Annotated in this window: 15 protein-coding genes; 11 read left to right on the top strand and 4 right to left on the bottom strand. The window is 56.3% G+C overall.

The window, feature by feature from the left end:
• Positions 1-64: 64 nt before the first annotated feature.
• Genes Q371_RS04520 through Q371_RS04510 form a run of 3 tightly spaced genes read left to right on the top strand, consistent with a single transcriptional unit; the run spans position 65 to position 3556 of the window.
• The gene (locus Q371_RS04520; RefSeq protein WP_034336740.1) at positions 65-1600 is read left to right on the top strand and encodes a sugar ABC transporter ATP-binding protein; all 1536 of its coding nucleotides are present in this window, start codon (positions 65-67) and stop codon (positions 1598-1600) included.
• Positions 1593-2591 carry an ABC transporter permease subunit gene (locus Q371_RS04515; RefSeq protein ID WP_034336738.1) on the top strand — a complete coding sequence of 333 codons (999 nt, stop codon included), beginning with the start codon at positions 1593-1595 and terminating at the stop codon, positions 2589-2591. Before Q371_RS04520 ends, Q371_RS04515 begins: the two co-directional genes overlap by 8 nt.
• On the top strand, positions 2591-3556 hold the full coding sequence (locus Q371_RS04510; RefSeq protein WP_034336736.1) for an ABC transporter permease: 966 nt from the start codon (positions 2591-2593) through the stop codon (positions 3554-3556). The genes Q371_RS04515 and Q371_RS04510 overlap by 1 nt, the downstream gene beginning before the upstream one ends.
• 94 nt (positions 3557-3650) lie before the next feature.
• Here the strand turns inward: Q371_RS04510 and Q371_RS04505 are convergent, their stop codons facing one another.
• On the bottom strand, positions 3651-4328 hold the full coding sequence (locus Q371_RS04505) for a hypothetical protein (protein WP_034336734.1): 678 nt from the start codon (positions 4326-4328) through the stop codon (positions 3651-3653).
• A gap of 301 nt (positions 4329-4629) precedes the next feature.
• On the opposite strand from Q371_RS04505, the gene Q371_RS04500 reads away from it, so the two are divergent.
• The 8 genes from Q371_RS04500 to Q371_RS25320 all read left to right on the top strand — a co-directional run bounded on the left by Q371_RS04500 (position 4630) and on the right by Q371_RS25320 (position 13868).
• Positions 4630-5328, top strand: coding sequence for a MotA/TolQ/ExbB proton channel family protein (locus Q371_RS04500; RefSeq protein ID WP_051963242.1), 699 nt, complete (start codon positions 4630-4632; stop codon positions 5326-5328).
• Positions 5325-5723 (top strand): ExbD/TolR family protein, encoded by a 399-nt coding sequence (locus Q371_RS04495; RefSeq protein WP_034336732.1) that lies wholly within the window; start codon positions 5325-5327, stop codon positions 5721-5723. Before Q371_RS04500 ends, Q371_RS04495 begins: the two co-directional genes overlap by 4 nt.
• A gap of 1 nt (position 5724) precedes the next feature.
• Positions 5725-7596: a hypothetical protein gene (locus Q371_RS04490; protein WP_034336729.1), complete on the top strand. Its 1872-nt coding sequence runs from the start codon at positions 5725-5727 to the stop codon at positions 7594-7596.
• A gap of 36 nt (positions 7597-7632) precedes the next feature.
• The gene (locus Q371_RS04485; RefSeq protein ID WP_034336727.1) at positions 7633-8328 is read left to right on the top strand and encodes a hypothetical protein; all 696 of its coding nucleotides are present in this window, start codon (positions 7633-7635) and stop codon (positions 8326-8328) included.
• A gap of 437 nt (positions 8329-8765) precedes the next feature.
• On the top strand, positions 8766-9386 hold the full coding sequence (locus Q371_RS25325; protein ID WP_051963240.1) for a biliverdin-producing heme oxygenase: 621 nt from the start codon (positions 8766-8768) through the stop codon (positions 9384-9386).
• Positions 9373-11604, top strand: a complete 2232-nt coding sequence (locus Q371_RS04470) for an ATP-binding protein (protein ID WP_051963238.1) — start codon at positions 9373-9375, stop codon at positions 11602-11604. The genes Q371_RS25325 and Q371_RS04470 overlap by 14 nt, the downstream gene beginning before the upstream one ends.
• Positions 11605-11613: 9 nt before the next feature.
• Positions 11614-12045 carry a response regulator gene (locus Q371_RS04465; protein WP_169743788.1) on the top strand — a complete coding sequence of 144 codons (432 nt, stop codon included), beginning with the start codon at positions 11614-11616 and terminating at the stop codon, positions 12043-12045.
• On the top strand, positions 12033-13868 hold the full coding sequence (locus tag Q371_RS25320; RefSeq protein ID WP_051963234.1) for an ATP-binding response regulator: 1836 nt from the start codon (positions 12033-12035) through the stop codon (positions 13866-13868). Before Q371_RS04465 ends, Q371_RS25320 begins: the two co-directional genes overlap by 13 nt.
• 1 nt (position 13869) lies before the next feature.
• Here the strand turns inward: Q371_RS25320 and Q371_RS25315 are convergent, their stop codons facing one another.
• The 3 genes from Q371_RS25315 to Q371_RS04445 all read right to left on the bottom strand — a co-directional run bounded on the left by Q371_RS25315 (position 13870) and on the right by Q371_RS04445 (position 17305).
• The gene (locus Q371_RS25315; protein ID WP_157442512.1) at positions 13870-15168 is read right to left on the bottom strand and encodes a GGDEF domain-containing protein; all 1299 of its coding nucleotides are present in this window, start codon (positions 15166-15168) and stop codon (positions 13870-13872) included.
• A gap of 142 nt (positions 15169-15310) precedes the next feature.
• Positions 15311-16621, bottom strand: coding sequence for a sensor histidine kinase (locus Q371_RS04450; RefSeq protein WP_034336722.1), 1311 nt, complete (start codon positions 16619-16621; stop codon positions 15311-15313).
• On the bottom strand, positions 16622-17305 hold the full coding sequence (locus Q371_RS04445; RefSeq protein WP_034336718.1) for a response regulator transcription factor: 684 nt from the start codon (positions 17303-17305) through the stop codon (positions 16622-16624). It abuts the gene before it with no gap.
• Between the last annotated feature and the right edge of the window lie 7 nt (positions 17306-17312).

Here is a 17312-nt window from a genome sequence, read left to right as displayed (position 1 = left end):
CCAGCAACAAACTGTCTCACCTGTCCCCAAGGCAGGTGAGACCTTTCCCGGAAAGGGGAGAGAGATGACCCAAGTCCAACCGAACCTGCTGCTGTCCATGGAAGGCATCAACAAGAGTTTCACAGGCACCCGAGCCCTCAGCAACGCATCCTTGAAGGTGAGGCCCGGAGAAGCCCACGCCCTGATTGGTCAGAACGGGGCAGGCAAATCCACCCTGCTGAAAATCCTCACTGGAGCCTACCGCAAGGACTCCGGGAAAATCTGGTTTGATGGCAAGGAAGTGGACTTCAAAACCCCACTCGATGCCCAGCATGGTGGAATTGGCACCATCTATCAGGAAGTCAATCTGGTTCCACAACGCTCGGTCAGTGAAAACATCCTGCTGGGCCGTGAACCCCGCAAGTACGGCATGATCGACTGGAAAAGCATGAACCATCAGGCACAGGAGATCTTGCGGAACATGGGCATTGACCTCGATGTGCGTCAGGAACTCGGGTCTTTCCCGATTGCCACCCAGCAGATGGTGGCCATTGCACGGGCGATCAGCATGAAAGCCAAACTCGTGGTGATGGACGAACCCACCAGTTCACTGGATGAATCCGAAGTGGAAACCCTTTTTAAAGTGATCAACAAACTGAAGAGTGAAAATGTCTCGGTGATTTTTGTGTCCCATTACCTCGATGAGCTTTTTGCCATCTGTGACAGCATCACGGTGATGCGAGACGGCAAGATGGTTCACAGCGGTCCCATCAAACAGATCAGCAAGTACGAACTGGTCTCCAAAATGCTGGGTCGGGAAGTGGGAGACGTGCAACGCAGTGGTCGCACCGGATTTCAGAAAGGCCAGAGCCAAGCCACCCAGCCTCTTTTGCAAGTCAAAGGCATCAAACAGGGACTCCGGCTGAAGGGTGTGGACTTGCAGGTGAACAAAGGCGAGATTGTCGGACTGGCAGGTTTGCTCGGCTCTGGTCGCACCGAAACGGCACAGGCCCTCTTTGGCGCAGAAAAAATCCATGCGGGTGAAATGCTCTGGAAAAACCAGAGGGTCCCCCTTGCCTCATCCCGTCAGGCAATTGCACTGGGGATGGGATTTTGCAGTGAAGACCGCAAAAAGGAAGGCATCATTCCCCACCTTTCGGTGCGGGAAAACCTCACCTTGGCCCTGATGCCCCGCATTGCCAGGCTGGGACGCATCGATGCCCAGCAACAAACAGAAATTGTGGACCGGTTCATCTCCAGACTGGGCATCAAATGTTCGTCACCAGAGCAACCCATCCGGGAACTCTCTGGGGGTAACCAGCAGAAAGTGCTTCTGGCAAGGTGGCTGTGCATGAACCCAGAGTTGCTGATTCTGGATGAGCCGACAAGGGGCATTGATGTGGGAGCCAAGGCCGAAATCCAGAGGCTCATCAGTGAACTCTCTGAGAATGGCCTCGGGGTATTGATGATCTCTTCAGAACTGGAAGAACTCACCGAGGGCTGCCACCGGGTGGTGGTCCTGCGTGAAGGGGAGAGTGCTGGAGAACTCTCAGGCGAGCACATCACCGAACACCAGATCATGCATGCCATGGCGGGCACGGAAGGAACGGCCCATGCTTGACAGTCACACCATGAAACCCAAAAACACCCCTCCCCGAAAACCCATGGACTTCAGACAGGTGCTGCAACAGTATGGGGGGATCATCGCCCTGCTGGTGCTCTTTGTGTTCAACGCGATTTTCACTCCGAATTTCCTGACCTTGCAAACCCTGAACATCAACCTGACGCAGGTCGCCACCATCGTGATTGTGGGGGTGGGCATGACATTGGTGATTGCCACTGGAGGCATTGACCTCTCTGTGGGCGCGCTGATGGCCATCAGTGGTGCTCTGGCCCCCCTGATCTTCCTGAACAGCCACTTTGAAGGAACGGTGGTGGGCAATGTGCTGTCGATGGTGCTTCCCATTTTGCTGGCCGGTCTGTTTGGTCTGTTCAATGGTTTTTTGATCACCCGCTTTCAGATTCAACCCATCATTGCCACCTTGATTCTGTTCATTGCGGGTCGAGGCATTGCCCAGGTGATGAGCGATGGGAAACTCCAGACGTTCACCAACGCGAGTTTTGCTGAACTTGGACAGGGCAAATGGCTGGGGATTCCCATTCAGGTGTACCTGATGGTGCTGGTGGTGGCTGTGGCCATGTACGTGCTGAGATCGACAGTTTTTGGACGTCAGGTGGTTTCGGTGGGCGGCAATGAACGCGCCTCTGAACTGGCCGGGATTCCGGTCAGACGGGTGAAACTGTGGGTGTATGCCATCAGCGGTCTGCTGGCTGGACTGGCTGGACTGATTGTGATTGCTGTGAACTCTTCCAGCGACGCCAATCAGGTCGGTGAAAACATGGAGCTGGACGCCATTGCTGCGGTGGCAGTGGGGGGGACCTTGCTGGAAGGCGGAAAAGCCACCATTCTGGGAACCCTCATTGGTGCCCTGATCATCCAGTTGATCCGTTACACCCTGCTGGCACAGGGGGTGCCCGACGCAGTGGCCCTCGTGGTCAAAGGCCTGATCATTGTGGGTGCCGTGGCCCTGCAAAAAGAACGGAGGAACTGATGCAAAGCCTCTTGAAACAAAACGGAGCCTTGGTGGCTCTGGTGGTGCTGTTCGTGTTCGCCAGTCTGCGCTACAACGGCTTCCTCAGCGAGTACAACATCGAGAGTTTCTTTCGTTACAACGCGATGTTTGGATTGATTGCACTGGGCATGTTCTTTGTGATCATCACCGGAGGGATTGACCTCTCGGTGGGCTCGATGGCAGCCTTTGCCAGTGTGATCGCTGCCCTGATGAGCCCTCACGGATTGCTGGCAGCAGTGCTGGTGCCTGTGTTGCTGTGCGCTGTGCTGGGCCTCCTCAATGGATTGGTGATCACCCGCCTGAAAGTGATGCCCTTCGTGGTCACCCTCGGCATGTTCCTGATTGCCCGAGGTCTTGCCCTGATCGCCTCAGGGCAGCAAACGGTCCTGTTGAGCAGCGAAGGGGGCGTTGGAGACCTCGGGCAGGGGGATTTTCTGGGCTTTCCCATTCCAGCATGGATGCTGCTGGTGGTGTTTGTGCTGGGGGCGGTTTTTCTGGTGAAAGCCCCTTATGGTCGGTTCGCCCTCACCATCGGAGGCAATGAAGAAGCGGCGAGACTCATGGGGATTCCTGTCGAGAAAGTGAAATGGCTGGTCTACACCCTTTCCAGTGCACTTGCTGGCCTTGCAGGGGTCATTCTGGCCACCCAGTTCAGCGCCGGTCAACCCAACGAAGGGATGGGCTGGGAACTCACGGCCATTGCAGCAGTGGTGGTGGGTGGCACCCTGCTCACGGGAGGTCGTGGCAGCGTGATCAACACCCTGATTGGAGTGGTGCTGCTGGGAATGATTTTCACCGTACTGAACTTTGAAAACGGGCTCGGGCACATCAACATCAACTCTTACTGGCAGACCGTGATCCGTGGACTGTTCCTGCTTGCTGTGGTGCTTTTGCAAAGCCCCAACGCCAGAATCAAACTGAACCTCAAAATGAAAACCACCTGATTTGCCTGACAGACAACCCACGATCAAACGGTGCTGCTCTGCATCTGATCGTGGGTTTGCCATTTGCTTCTGTGCTCTTGACCAGAGTGTGATTTCAAGGGTAATAGGTGATTCTTCTCTCGGCTTTGAGTTCTCCCAGTTCATACATCTGGGTCCAGTTGCCTTGCTTGTCGAGTTTGTAATCAAAGACATTCAGCAATCTGGCGTTGTCAAACGCGTAAAGCTTGCGTCCCTCTCTGGTGTGCGAAGCAAAAACCTCGAATCCGGGGGTGAGGACCACCGAACGGACCAGACGGCCACTCTGGTAGGTGAACTGCATGGACACCGTGCGGATTTGCTTGCCAGAGCGGTTGAACTCCTGCAGGTCGTAGCGGGTCAGTAAGCCTTTGCTGTCATGGACGTATTGCATTTTGCGTTCCAGAAAGCCTTTTTGAGGATAATACTCCACCTGTGAGATGCGCCCATTTTTAAAGGTGTCGAGGTAAACCGCTCCATTTTTGAAGGTGCTGCTGTATTTGACCGTGCCTCCAGCAGAGGACAACAGTTTTCGGTTGCTCAGGCTGGACATTTCCACGCCAGAGGCATTGAATTTGAGGGTTTTGCAGGTGGGTCGGTCTGTGGTGCATTCGGTGACTTCTTTGACCTTGCCGTACAGGGGTTCGCCGTTGATGACCTGGGTGGCCCAGGTTTCGCGGCCCATAGTGGTGGAAGGGGTGGTGGTTGCCAGTGCGCTGAAAGCCAGCAGGGCAGCAGTGGTCGCCCATTTCTTCATGGGGACAGTGTATCAGGCGTGGATGAGCAGTCTTTTGAGACATCCACAAGATGTGCAGAGCAAAAAGGGCGACATGCTGTGACCTCCATCACCACACAAATCCTCCATGGTTGTTCAAAATTCTTTCTCTCAGAAAGGGTTTTCTTAATTGTTGCTTATCATTCAAATTTAATGAGATCATGTTTGTGTTCATGAAAATGCCATGCGGGACAATGTTCTTTCAACATGAGGACTTTTTTGCAGGTGGGCAAGACCTTCATGAATAAATGTGCATCTCACAACTTGTCCTGATAATGGGTCCATGCCGCTGTTAGAGATGCTGAAAGCCGCCGGACCTTTGCTTTGGATCCTCATCCTGCTGTCTGTTTTTGTGATTTATCAGATTGCCTACCGCATTCAGGTGCTCTCAAAGTTGGACCCCAATGTGAAACTGCTGCAAACCCAGGTGCATGCCGACCTGATGCAAAACAATCTGGCTGGAGCGGTGGAGCATGCTGCTGCTGCCCAGCAACCCAGTGGAAACGTCATGCGTGCGGGCTTGGAGCGCTATCCAGCAGGTCGGGATGCTTCTCTGGCCGCCATGCAAGACGCCACCATGCTGGAAGAAGACCGGGTGTATCAGGGCATCAACACCCTCGGGATGATCGCCCAGATTGCGCCCCTTTTGGGACTGCTCGGAACCGTGATCGGGATGGTGCGGTCCTTTCTGGTGTTCTCCCAGACCACTGCGCCCACCCCCACCCAGCTTTCGGTGGGCATCAGTGAAGCCCTCATCAACACCGCTGGCGGCTTGGTGGTCGCCATTGTGGCTTACGTCGGACGGCAAATCCTTCGCAACAAAGCCGATGGGGTGATGCTGCAGGTGGACCGCTCCAGAGAAGCCCTGAGCAGCTGGCTCGAAGAGTTCCGTTTGCGTCAGAAAGGGGTGCTCACAGGGGTGCCTCTGGGGATCTATGAACCCGAGCGCAAACCCATCAAACCGAAGGTGTCTCAGGCATGAGACGCAGGCGGCGTGAAGCAGACCCGGTGACTTTCGATTTTGCCCCGATGGTGGACATCGTGCTTTTGCTGGTGATTTTTTTCATGCTCACCAGCCAACTGATGAGTCAGGACCGCACGGTGCCGCTGGACCTGCCCACCGCTTCCAGCAGCGTACAGGACAGCACAAGGATTCCCACCATCAGTGTTCAGAGAAACGGTGAAATCTTTCTTGAGGGCAAAAAAGTCACCTTGCAACAACTGCAAGAGCAGGTGAAGACCGCTGTCAAAAGATCGGGAGGGGTGGTGGCTTTGCGTGCAGATGAACAGAGCAATTATGGGGTGGTGGTTTCCGTGATGGACGCCATCCGTCAGGTGGGCACCGTCAAGATCGCTCTGGCCACGGAGGAGAAGTAAAGTGACGGTTCGCCTGCCCGTATTGCTGCACGACACCGAACGCAGGCGTGCAGCCCTGATCACGGTGGCCTTGCACCTTGCAGCAGGTCTGGGCCTGTTGATGGTACAACTGCAAACGCAGGACACCCGAAAACCCATTTTGGAAGAGTCGGTGCTGCCTCCTCTGGAAATCATCAACCTGACGGTGCCCAAGAGCAGTCCAGTGCGTCCTGCTGTGACCCCTCCTGCAAAAAGCAACACGGGTCAAACCGGAACAGTGGGCAACACAGGAACCTCCAATCCTGCTGATGACGAAGAAGCCGTGGCTCCGCCCACCCCTGTGGGCAGTGCCACCGAACTTCCTGTGCCACAAACCGAAAGCCCCCTGCCTTCCACCTCTGGACGTCCAGAGGCTGCAAACCCCACCACAGGTGAGGCCAACGCTCCAGAGCGTCAGGACAGTGCGCTGGACAGCACCAGCAGTGTGGTGCGCCCCCAGACCGATGGGAATGTGGATGTGACCAACAACCGCAATGCACCCAACGGCTCTGAAACGGGTTCGGTCAATGCCCCTGTGCGCTCTGGCAACGAGGGTGCAGCCCCTTCTGCCTCCGGTGCGCCCATCCGCAGCACCACCTCTGGGAGTTCAGAAAGCACCACAGGGATTTCCCGCCCCAACACCCAGGCCGAAACCGAAGCCCTGAATGCGTGGTACAGGAACACGGAAAACCCCGAGACCGCCACGGGTTCCCCCAGAGCCACAGGTTCTGAAACCGAAACGGGCACCACAGGATCAAGGACCACCCCTGCGAATCCCACACAGGGAGGCACCACCTCGGGGCGCACTGAGACCTCCTCTACGGCTCAGGGCAGTGTGAACGCAGGCAGACCTGAGGCCTCTGAGAACACGCAGGGAACCACAGGCCAGAAACCTGCTGCGGGTTCAACTGCAGCACAGGGTCAAACGGGCAGCCGTCCAGAGGCATCCACCGCAACCGACGGGACAACCAGTGCGCCCAACAGCAGCCAGACCCCTGACAACAATGCCTCTGCTGGCACCACCACAGCACCCAAAACCGGCAGTGGTACACCCACCACAGGGACCACCACGGTCAAGCCCTCTGGCACCAACCAGAGCGAGGATGAAACCTCAACTCAGGCGGGCCGAAATCCATCTGCAAGCACCACCGACACCACCAGCACCACCAACATTCCTTTCACAGGTGGCGTGAGGGGCAATGCAGGCACGCAGACCACCACTGCTCCCACCATCGGGGTTCGGGGAAATCAGGGACAGACGGAGACCACGGGGCAAGCACCCAAGAATGGTTCCTCTGGAAACCCTGCCGAATCCACCGCTGCACCCGGCAGAACCACAGATTCAGAAGGTGAAACCACCACGCCGGCCACCACAGGTCCCAAAACCACAGGCAGCACCAGTGCCCCCTCTGGCACCACAGGCGGTCTGGAAACCACCCGCCCCAACACCCCGCAGGGCACCATCACCCCGAGCACCACGGCACGCCCTTCGGTGGCAGCCAATTCCCAGAGCAAACCCGTCACCTGTACGGCTTTGATTGATGCCCGAGGTCTGGGGCTGGAGCGCACCCCCACCAGTTTTGTGTTCGATGCCAGCATGAAGCAACTCTGGCCGGACAAGACCCTCGTGCAGGGGGTGTCCACCGATCTGGTGCAGGCTGGCTTGCAGCAGTACTTCACCTCCGAAGAAGAGGCCCGCAAAAATGGTGCTCTGGATGGCGAAGTCTACCGCTACAAAGCAGCAAAAGCCGTCGGGTATTACTCCAAAATCAAAGAAAACGTGGTCTTAAACGACGCAGATGTGGCGCGCTTCTTGCAAGTCAGCACCCGTTGCCGTCTGGTCTACCTCAAGTGAAAACCCCCATGTTCCAAAATGTTCCAAGGAGTCCCCATGCGTAAAGTTCTGATCCTCACCTCTTTTTCTCTGGCTTCTGCTGTGCTGGGCGCAACCGCTCTGGCCTGGACCCCCACCCTGGACGCTGCCACCGCCAAACGCATCATTGACAGCGCTTATGGCCGTGCAGATGAAGTCGCCACCTTCCAGACCCTTGATTTGACCGTCGCCGAAGGCAAATTCAAAGCAGGTGATGTGGTCAAGGCCATCGATGGAGGCCCCCAGTGTGTCAGCAACTGGCTGAAAGCCCCCACCGATTTCTCGAAAGGCAGTTACCCCAAAACCATCACCCTGACCGGTCAGGCCGATGATGTGTTTCTGGCCGCCACCGAAGCCCGCAACCAGTTCAAAAGTCCACCCAAACCCGAGGACCTGATCAAAGCCCAGACCCTTCCCAATGGTCAATTGCGGGTGTACCTGACCATGACGGGTCTGAAAGAAGAAAAGCTGCGCAACGCCTACACGGTGGCCATCCGCAACGCCAAAGGCGAACCCACCCTGCCTGCCAAGAAAATTCTGGTGACCGACTGGCAGAAAGCGGCCAACAACCTCTGGGAAGGCAGCATGCTGTACCAGTTTGATGTCAGCAAAGCCGGAGTGGACCCCAGAGGCAAACTGTCGATCCTGATTCGCAATGAATCCGAAGACAACTGTGCTTATGAAGTGACTGCCGACCTGTCACAATTTCTGTAAAGTCTGTCAAAATCGCACGTCCAACACAGCAACAAGGCGGAAGAAGTTTCGCCTTGTTGTTTTTTGCTCTGGTGAGCTTCTTTATTTTCTTCATGGTTTTTGAAAACTTTTTGAACTGTTGGGACAGAATGAAATTTTCTCCTGAGGGGGTTTTCCAGTTCTGCATCGTTTTCCCCCACAGCTTCAAAAGACAGGGTTCTGTTTGCGGTACAGCGTTCAGGGTGCATTTGATCAAAAAAAACCAACATCAAAATGCCATTTGAGAAGCTGTTTTGCTTTCAAGTCAAAACAAGTCGAAAAAATCACCTCCACATCCAACCAAAAAGGCACCAAATCTTTTATCATTTCTCTATCATTGAAATTCAATTGGGTTTTTTGAGTCCAAAGAATGTCACTTTCCTTACCGAACCGATCAGGAAGATCCCCGAGTCTGTGTTATGCCTTTGATTTCACCGGGAACTGTGGATCCCAAACCCCCTCTGGACCTTGTGTTGTTGCACCTCAAGCAGAGCACACGGGATGTACACCATCAACTGGAGGACCGTCTGGACCTCCTCAACCTCACTGAAATTCCAGAGTACCAGCGGGTTTTGACCTGTTTCGCGGAAGTTTACGTCAGGCTGGAGCCCCAGATGGAAGCCCGGCCTGAATGGAAACATCTGGACTGGAAGCCGGTTCCCAAGAGAAACTGGCTGGCACAGGACCTGAAGTTTTTTGGTTTGCAGATGCCAGAGGGGAAGCCAGACTTCCCTTTGCACAGTTGGCAGGAGGTCCTCGGAGCCACATACGTGGTGGAGGGGTCGATGCTGGGTGGGCAATTGATCGGTCGCCATTTGCAGACCCTCGGGATCACCCCGCAAACCGGAGGTCGGTTTTTCAGCGGTCACCAGGGCCAGACCGGAGAAATCTGGAAAAAGGTGCGGCAGTTTCTGCTGGACCAGACCACCGATGTGGAGCAGGTGGTGCAAGGGGCTCAGAAGACCTTCCAGGGTTTTCTGGACGCTCTGGACCGCACAGAGAAGCACAGGGAAGTCAAAGGAACACATGCCGCTTTTTGAAGACCTGAATTTGCTGCCCCCCGAACAGGCCATCGACCTGACCAACTGTGACCGCGAACCCATCCACATCCCCGGTTTGATTCAACCGCACGGGGTTCTTCTGGTGATGCAGGAGCCGGATTTCTGCATGGTTCAGGTGAGTGCCAATGTGGAAACGGTGCTCGGGTTGCCTCCAGAGCAACTGCTGGACCGCTGCATTGCGGATTTGCTGTCTGCAGATCAGGTGCAGGTGTTTCAGGAGGCCCTTTTGAGGGACGATCTGGACACCAACCCCCTGTTTGTGTTTCCGCTGCGCTTCAACCACGGGAAACTGTTTGATGCCGTGGCCCACCGGATGTCTGGCTGGGTGATTCTGGAACTTGAACCTGCCCCTCCGATGCTGGAATGGTCAGACCGCTACCGCCAGATGAGCAGCATCATGAACCGGGTGAACAGTGCCCCCACCCTGCAGCAAGCCTGTGAACGTCTGGCTTTCGAGGTGCGCAAACTCACCGATTACGACCGGGTGATGGTTTACCAGTTTGCACAGGACGGCACCGGACAGGTGATCGCCGAAGAATTCACCGAAGGGATGGAGCCTTTTCTTGGTTTGCGTTACCCCGCTTCTGACATCCCGAAGCAGGCCAGAGCCTTGTACGTGCTGAACCACATCCGGGTGATTGGCAGTGCAGATTACACCCCGGTTCCAATGGTGTCTTATCAGGGTCAGGGACCGGACCCTCTGGACATGAGTTACTGCTTTTTGCGCAGTGTGTCCCCGATCCACCTGGAGTACCTGCGCAACATGGGCGTGGGGGCGTCCATGTCGGTGTCGATCCTCAAGGATGGAGAACTCTGGGGTTTGATTGCCTGCCACCACAACACCCCCAAAATCCTCAGTTACAGCCTGCGGGCGATGTGTGAATTTCTGGGACAGATGCTCAGTTTGCAGCTTTCCAGCAAAGCCGACCGGGAAGACAGCCAGTACCAGAGCCACATTCAGGCCAGCGTCAACCGGATTCTGGAGCATCTGGGCAGCACCAAACAGGTGGAAAACGCCTTTCATGACCTCTCGCAGGAGCTGTATGCCCTGCTGGATTGTGGCGGTCTGGTGGTGGTCTCCAAAGAGAAAACCACCACCCTCGGGCAGGTGCCTGCTCCAGAGGCCATGGAAAAACTTGTGCCGTGGATTGTGGAGCAGGGCAGGGTGCATGCCACCGACCACCTGACCCGCGATCTGCCCGATCTGGATTTGAACGGCTGTGCTGGCGTGATGTCTCTGGTGCTTTCCCGCACCGAACCGGAAGCGATCCTCTGGTTCCGTCCAGAGGTGGTCCGTCAGGTCACCTGGGGAGGCAACCCCGAAAAGCTCATTTCACAGGACGGTGATCGCATCGGACCCCGCAAATCCTTTCAGGCGTGGCGTCAGACGGTGCAGGGCCAGAGCGAACCGTGGATGGAAAACGAAGTCACCGCTGTGAAAGACCTCCTCAGGTCCTCTCTGGATGTGGTTTTGCGCCGCACCGAGGAACTGGAGCAGATGAACCGCCGTCTGGAAAAATCCAACTCCGAACTGGACGCTTTTGCTTACGTGGCTTCCCATGACCTCAAAGAGCCCCTGCGTGGCCTGCACCATTACGCTATCATGCTTTCTGAAGACCACATGGAGCACCTGCAGGACGAGGCGAAGCAGAAACTGAACACCATGGTGCGCCTCACCCGCCGTCTGGAAAGCCTGATCGATTCGCTCTTGAGTTATTCACGTGTGGGACGTGTGGAATATGCCGTCAGGGATGTGGATGTGCAGGATGTGGTGATGGACACTTTGGATCTGTTGCATCCGGCTCTGGAACAGCGCAATGCCAAAGTGAAAGTGCATGGCCCGTTGCCCACCCTTTCTGCCGATGCCATCCGTCTGGGCGAGGTGTTCAACAACCTGATCACCAACGGGGTCAAGTACAACCAGAGCCCTGAGCCCACCATCGAAATTGGCGTTCTGAACACCAGTCCCATCACCTTTTATGTGAAAGACAACGGCATCGGCATTCCCGAGCAGCATCAGGAGACCATTTTCCGGTTCTTCAAGCGGCTGCACACCCAGCAGGAATACGGCGGAGGCAGTGGGGCAGGGCTCAGCATTGCCCAGAAGATCATCGAGCGGCACGGAGGAAAACTCTGGCTGGAATCCAGAGAAGGGCAGGGCAGCACGTTCTTTTTCACCCTCGCCCCACAGGGGTGAAGTGTGCAGGTGCGTCAAATTTTGGCAGTGGAAGACAGCGATCAGGACTTCGAAGTGTTTTGCTGGGCCTTAAAACGCTCGGGTTGGACCAATCCGGTGTCCCGGATCAGCACGGGGGATGCGGTGTTGCCGTACTTGCAGCAAAACCTCTCTGAACGCTGGCCTTTTGTGATGGTGCTGGACCTCAATTTGCCGGGCATGGGAGGTCTGGAATTGCTCAGAACCCTCAAGGGCCAGCCCGAGTGGCGCAGCATTCCGGTGATTGTGCTGTCCACCTCGGACCGGCCTTCGGAAGTCAAAGCATGTTATGCGCTGGGTGCCAACAGCTTCCTCAAAAAGACGCTGGACACCCACAGGTTCGTGCAGGATTTGCAGGTGACCATGGCGTACTGGCTCAACACGGTGGTGCTTCCAGAGCAGGTGCAGCCATGGCAGGACTGAAACTGCTGGTTGTAGACGACAGTCCCACAGACACCGAAATCCTGCTCAGCCACCTGAAAAAACTGCCAGACCTGACCTCCAGTGTGGTGCAGGCGACCAGAGGTGCAGACGGTTTGCGCAGTGTGCGCGTCACCCGACCCGATCTGGTGTTGCTGGACATGCACCTGCCTGACATGACTGGAATTGAGTTTCTGGAACTGCTCAGGCAAGAGACCCACCCTCCAGCAGTGGTGGTCTTGACGGGCAGTTCAGACGAGCACACTGCCGTGCAAGCCATGAAAACCGGGGCTCTGGATTACCTCAGCAAAAACGCCCTGAGCACCCCTCTGCTGGAACGGACCCTCAAAAACGTGTGGGAGCGTTACCAGTTGGAACTTGAACTGGTCAAAACCCGTGTGCAACTCACCACCATGATTCAGGAGGCGGGGGTGGGCATGGCCCTCCTTGACCTCCATTTGAACCTCTTGCATGCCAATTCGGCTTTGCTGGGTTTTGCGGGTCTGGAAGGTCAGGAGGTGCAGGGAAAAGCCCTTTCTGAACTGGACAGCCCACTGCTGGGTCAGCTGGAGTGGATGTGCCAGAGGGTGCTTTACTCTGGAAAAACCTTTCGGGATCAGGAGGTTTCCACCGACAGCCAGCAGGAAGTACGTTACTGGCAGTGCAGCGTTTATCCTGTGCTGGGCCGTGCCGGGAAAGTGCAGTGGGTGGGCATCACCGCAACCGACATCACCCGCAGCAAGCAAACCGCTTTGCTGTTGCAGCAAAATCAGGACCGTCTGGACCTCACCCTGGAAGCCACGCAGGTTGGCACATGGCAATGGGACAGCCAGACCCGGCGGCTTTCCACGCTGGGGCAGACCCGCAGCATCCTCGGGCTCTCTGGCACTGCGGAAGCGCCCAACGTGGAAGAGGTGCTCAGGCAAATTTATGCACAGGATCTGGAACATGCCCGCACCACCCTCAAAGAAGCCGTTCGCACAGGCAGCAATTTCGGGTTGGAGATGCGTTTGCAGCATGGAGATGAAACCATCCGGTGGGTCATGAGCCGCGGTCGGGTGGACCACACCGAAGACCGCACCCGGATCTCTGGAACCCTCATCGACATCACCGACCTGAAAGAGGCCGAGTTGGCCCTGCGGGAAATCTCCCAGACCCAGCAGCGCTTTGTGAACGACGCTGCCCATGAACTGCGTGCCCCACTGACCGCCATTCAGGGCAATCTGGACCTCATCCACCGCTACTCCAACATGCCCGAGGAGGACCGTCAGGAAGCCCTTGCCGATGTCGCCAAAGAAGCCACCCGTTTAAGCCGTCTGGTGCAGGACATGCTGGCTCTGGCCAAAGGGGATGCTGGAACCCAACTGCGGATGGAGCCCACTGCTCTGGCAGAGGTGCTGGAGGATGCACTCAGTGCAGTGTCTTTCCAGCTCAGGCCCCATCAGGTGTCGGTGAAAACCTGTGACGCTCGGGTGATGGGGGACCCGGACCGCCTCAAACAGGTGATGGTGATTCTGCTGGAGAACGCCGCCAAATACACCCCCGATGGAGGCCATTTGCAGGTGGGCATGCTGCAAAAAGGGCAGGAGGTGTGCTTCTGGGTCAAGGACTCGGGCATGGGGATTGCAGAAGCAGACCAGCCCAGGGTCTTTGAGCGCTTTTACCGGGGCCAACTGTCCAGAGAGGCCGACCCGGGGGGAACCGGATTGGGACTTCCCATCGCCAAATGGATCGTGGAAGCCCATCAGGGAAGCATCCAACTGCAAAGCCAACTCGGGCAGGGAACCTGTGTGGTGGTCCATCTGCCTGCTTTGAATGGGGAATGATTCAGGGAAGGCAGCAGGGCAAATCGAGGTTGTGGCACACGGTTGCACACTGCCGGACCAGTTCACGTGCCACCATCAGGCTGTCGGTGTTGAAGGCCATGTTGCTGATGAAATTGTCCAGATTGAGGTGCCCGTACACCCGACCTTGATGGGTGATCGGGGCATTGAGGGTGCACTGGATTTCCCCGAGCCTCCCGGACTGGTGGTACACCTCCACATGATCGGGTGTAGAATGCGCTGCTGTGAAAACCGAGGTGGTGCGAATGGTGGACATTTCCCGCAAGATCCTGGGAATCCCGTTGATCCAGTGGCTTTCGGTGCTGCCATACCACCGCAGTTGGGCCTGCGGGGATTGCCTGAGGCCCAGAAGTTCATCTCCGAAGCCCTGTTGGGCAATTTTGACGAATGCGGTGCCATCCCAGAGGTCAAGGCTCCCTGCCTGAGCACTCGGGACCATTTGCACGGCAAAGTTGAGCATCAGTTTCCAGTAGTCCACCGTGGGGGCTTCTCTGGACAGCAGCACGTCCAGCGTGGCCCCCATGCCCCGGATCACGGCCTGACGGTTGATGGAACCGACCAGATTCTGGACATCCTGCTGGGTTTTGGAGCGTTTGTGCTCGTACATGCGTTCATCGGCCAAGCGCATGAGCGTGCGGGCATCCCCTGAAGATTCCTGCGGATGAAAGGCCACCCCAGCACTGATGTCTCCTGTTGCAAAAGGCCCTTGCTGCAACTGATCGCGGATGTTTTTCATCTGCTGGTACACCACATGCACCTGTGCTGCCACCAGACCCTGCAGGATCACGGCAAATTCATCCCCACCAATCCGAAAAGCCCGGTCGAGTGGGCGCAACTGGCCTTGCAGTTGACGGGCCACAAAATTCAGAAAAGCATCTCCCTGCACGTGACCATGCTGGTCGTTGATGCGCTTCAGGCCGTCCAGATCCAGAATCACCAGGGCCAGAGGTTCAGGGCTCTGGGTGCAGTTCTTGAGGGTTTCCTCAAAGGCCCTGCGGTTTTCCAGTCCGGTCAGGGCGTCGGTGTAGGCTGCCCGATGCAGGTCCTGAAGGGTGCTTCTCTGGTCCATGCACAGTCCAAACAGTTCCGTTTGTGGGATGGCCGAAACACTGGCTTCCAGAGAAAGCAGCCTTTTTTCTGCATGTTCAAAATGCACCACAGAGGGGTGGGTCTGTTCATCCCAATGCACATTGACAGGTTCAACGTCGCCCAGTTGCTGTTTGAGGCGCTCGCTTCTCCAGATCAATTGGTGTTGTGCATTGAAAATACCATCCATTGACATGCCTTTCCCCCAACCCACATGGCTTTTGTGCTGATTTTATTCTAAACGTTTGTTTTGTGACTGTTCTTCAGAAATCAGCGCAAAAGGCCTGCTTTCTTGCAAAGTCAGGCCCTGATGTGTGAAAGCGCTTCATTGATGGGCTTTACAAAGGCAAAGTCAGTCTGAAACATGTGCCCTGAGCAGGTGTGCTCTCCACCTGAATGGTGCCTCCATGGGCTTGCACGATGGACTTGCAAATCGCCAGACCCAGACCGCTGTTGTGACCGCTTCTGGATTCATCGGCCCGGTAGAAGCGTTCAAAAACCATGGGCAGTTTCTCTGGGGCAATCCCGGATCCTGTGTCTTGCACCTCCAGCAGCACCGCATTGGGCAGGGTTTTGGCAGAAAGCACAATCCTGCCTCCCTCTGGGGTGTACTTCAGGGCATTTCCAATCAGGTTTTTCAGCACCTGCAACATGCGTGTGGGGTCCATGGGAACATCTGGAAGGTCCTCGGTGCTCTGGATCTGGATGTTGACCCCGGCACCCTCAGAAAGGTGCAGAAAAGAATTGCGGGCCTCCTCCAGCAACTCCAGAGGGGAGAGCGGAATTTTCTGCAGTTGCAATTCCCCAGCATCGGCCAGAGAGAGGGTGCGCAAATCCGCCACCAATTCAGACAGGTGAACAGCCTCCTGATGGAGGGTTTTCATGCGCTCTGGGGTGGGTTTGAGGGTGCCTTCTTGCATGGCTTCCAGATATCCCCTCAGGACGGTCAGTGGGGTTTGCAGGTCATGTGCGATGTCTGCAGTCATCTGTTTGCGAAGTTGCTGTGAACGGCTGACCGCCTGACCCATTTCGGAAAAGGCCACCAACACATCCCCCAATTCATCTTTGGGGTTTTGCAAATTCAGGGTGGGGGCCTCTCCAGAGCGCATCTGTTGAATGGCCACCGACAGTTGCTGCAAGGGTTTCAGCAGCAACCGTGAAAGCAAGCCTCCAAGCAAAACCGATCCCACCACCGTGGCCAGCATGGCGTACAGGATGGCGGTGAACACCTGCTCCAGCATTTCGCGGTCTCTGGGATTGAAGCCGTCCAGACGCTGGTTGGCGACCAGTTTTCCGACCACCACCCCATTCACCTTCACATCGGTTCCTTTGTTCAGCATCCCCTCTGGGATCTGGTCTCCGGTTCTGAAGGGACCGTTCCCAGAAAGCACCGTTCCAGAGGGACTGGTCAGGATCAATCCCGGTCCCTGACCGGGACCGCCACGGGGCACCCGCAAACCCGAGAAGGTGCCATACTCTTTGTAATAATCTTCTGCCAGACTGGTGTAGATGCGGACGGCCTGCTGGTCCTGAATTTTGTCGAACTGCTGCCCGGTCACGTAACGGGCAAACACCCCCACGCTCAGGACACTCAGCACGCTCACCAGCACGAAAGCCCCCATCACCTTCCAGACCAGAGAAACGCGCACTCAGCCCTCCTCTGGATTGAAGCGGTAACCCACCCCGAACACCGTCACCACATGACGGGGTTGACTGGGGTCCTGCTCGATTTTGCTGCGCAGGTTGCGCACATGCACATCAATGGTGCGTTCCGAAGCAAAGCCCTCCTCGTCCTGCAAGCGTTCCAGCAACTCCGAACGTTTGAACACCCGAGAAGGGGACTCCATGAACACCGCCAGCAAATCAAACTCCGAGCGGGTCAAATCCACAGGTTTGCCGTCTGCGCGCACCACACGGGCTTCACGGTCCAGCCAGAGGCGTCCGGTCTGGAACACCTGCTTGCTCTGGACAGGTTCACCCCGGCGCAGCACGGCACGGATGCGGGCCAGCACCTCGGCCATTGAGAAGGGCTTGGTCACATAATCGTCTGCACCGAGTTCCAGACCCAGCACCTTGTCGATTTCCATCACTTTGGCGGTCAGAAAAATGATCGGGACGTTGGAGGTTTTGCGGAAGCTTTTCAGAAACTCCAGACCGTCCATCTCTGGCATCATGATGTCCAGCAAAATCAGGTCTGGTGGATGGTGACGGGCAGTGAACAGCCCTTCTTTTCCGTTGTTGGCGCACATCACCCGGTACCCCTGCTCGGTGAGGTATTCCCTCAGCAAGTCCCGCACGCCTGCATTGTCTTCGACCACCAGAATGGTTTTCATTTTGATT

It is taken from the genome of Deinococcus misasensis DSM 22328 (assembly GCF_000745915.1).
Taxonomy (GTDB): domain Bacteria; phylum Deinococcota; class Deinococci; order Deinococcales; family Deinococcaceae; genus Deinococcus_C; species Deinococcus_C misasensis.
Note: the sequence above shows the minus strand (reverse complement) of the source record. Positions and strands in the feature narration are given on the sequence as shown.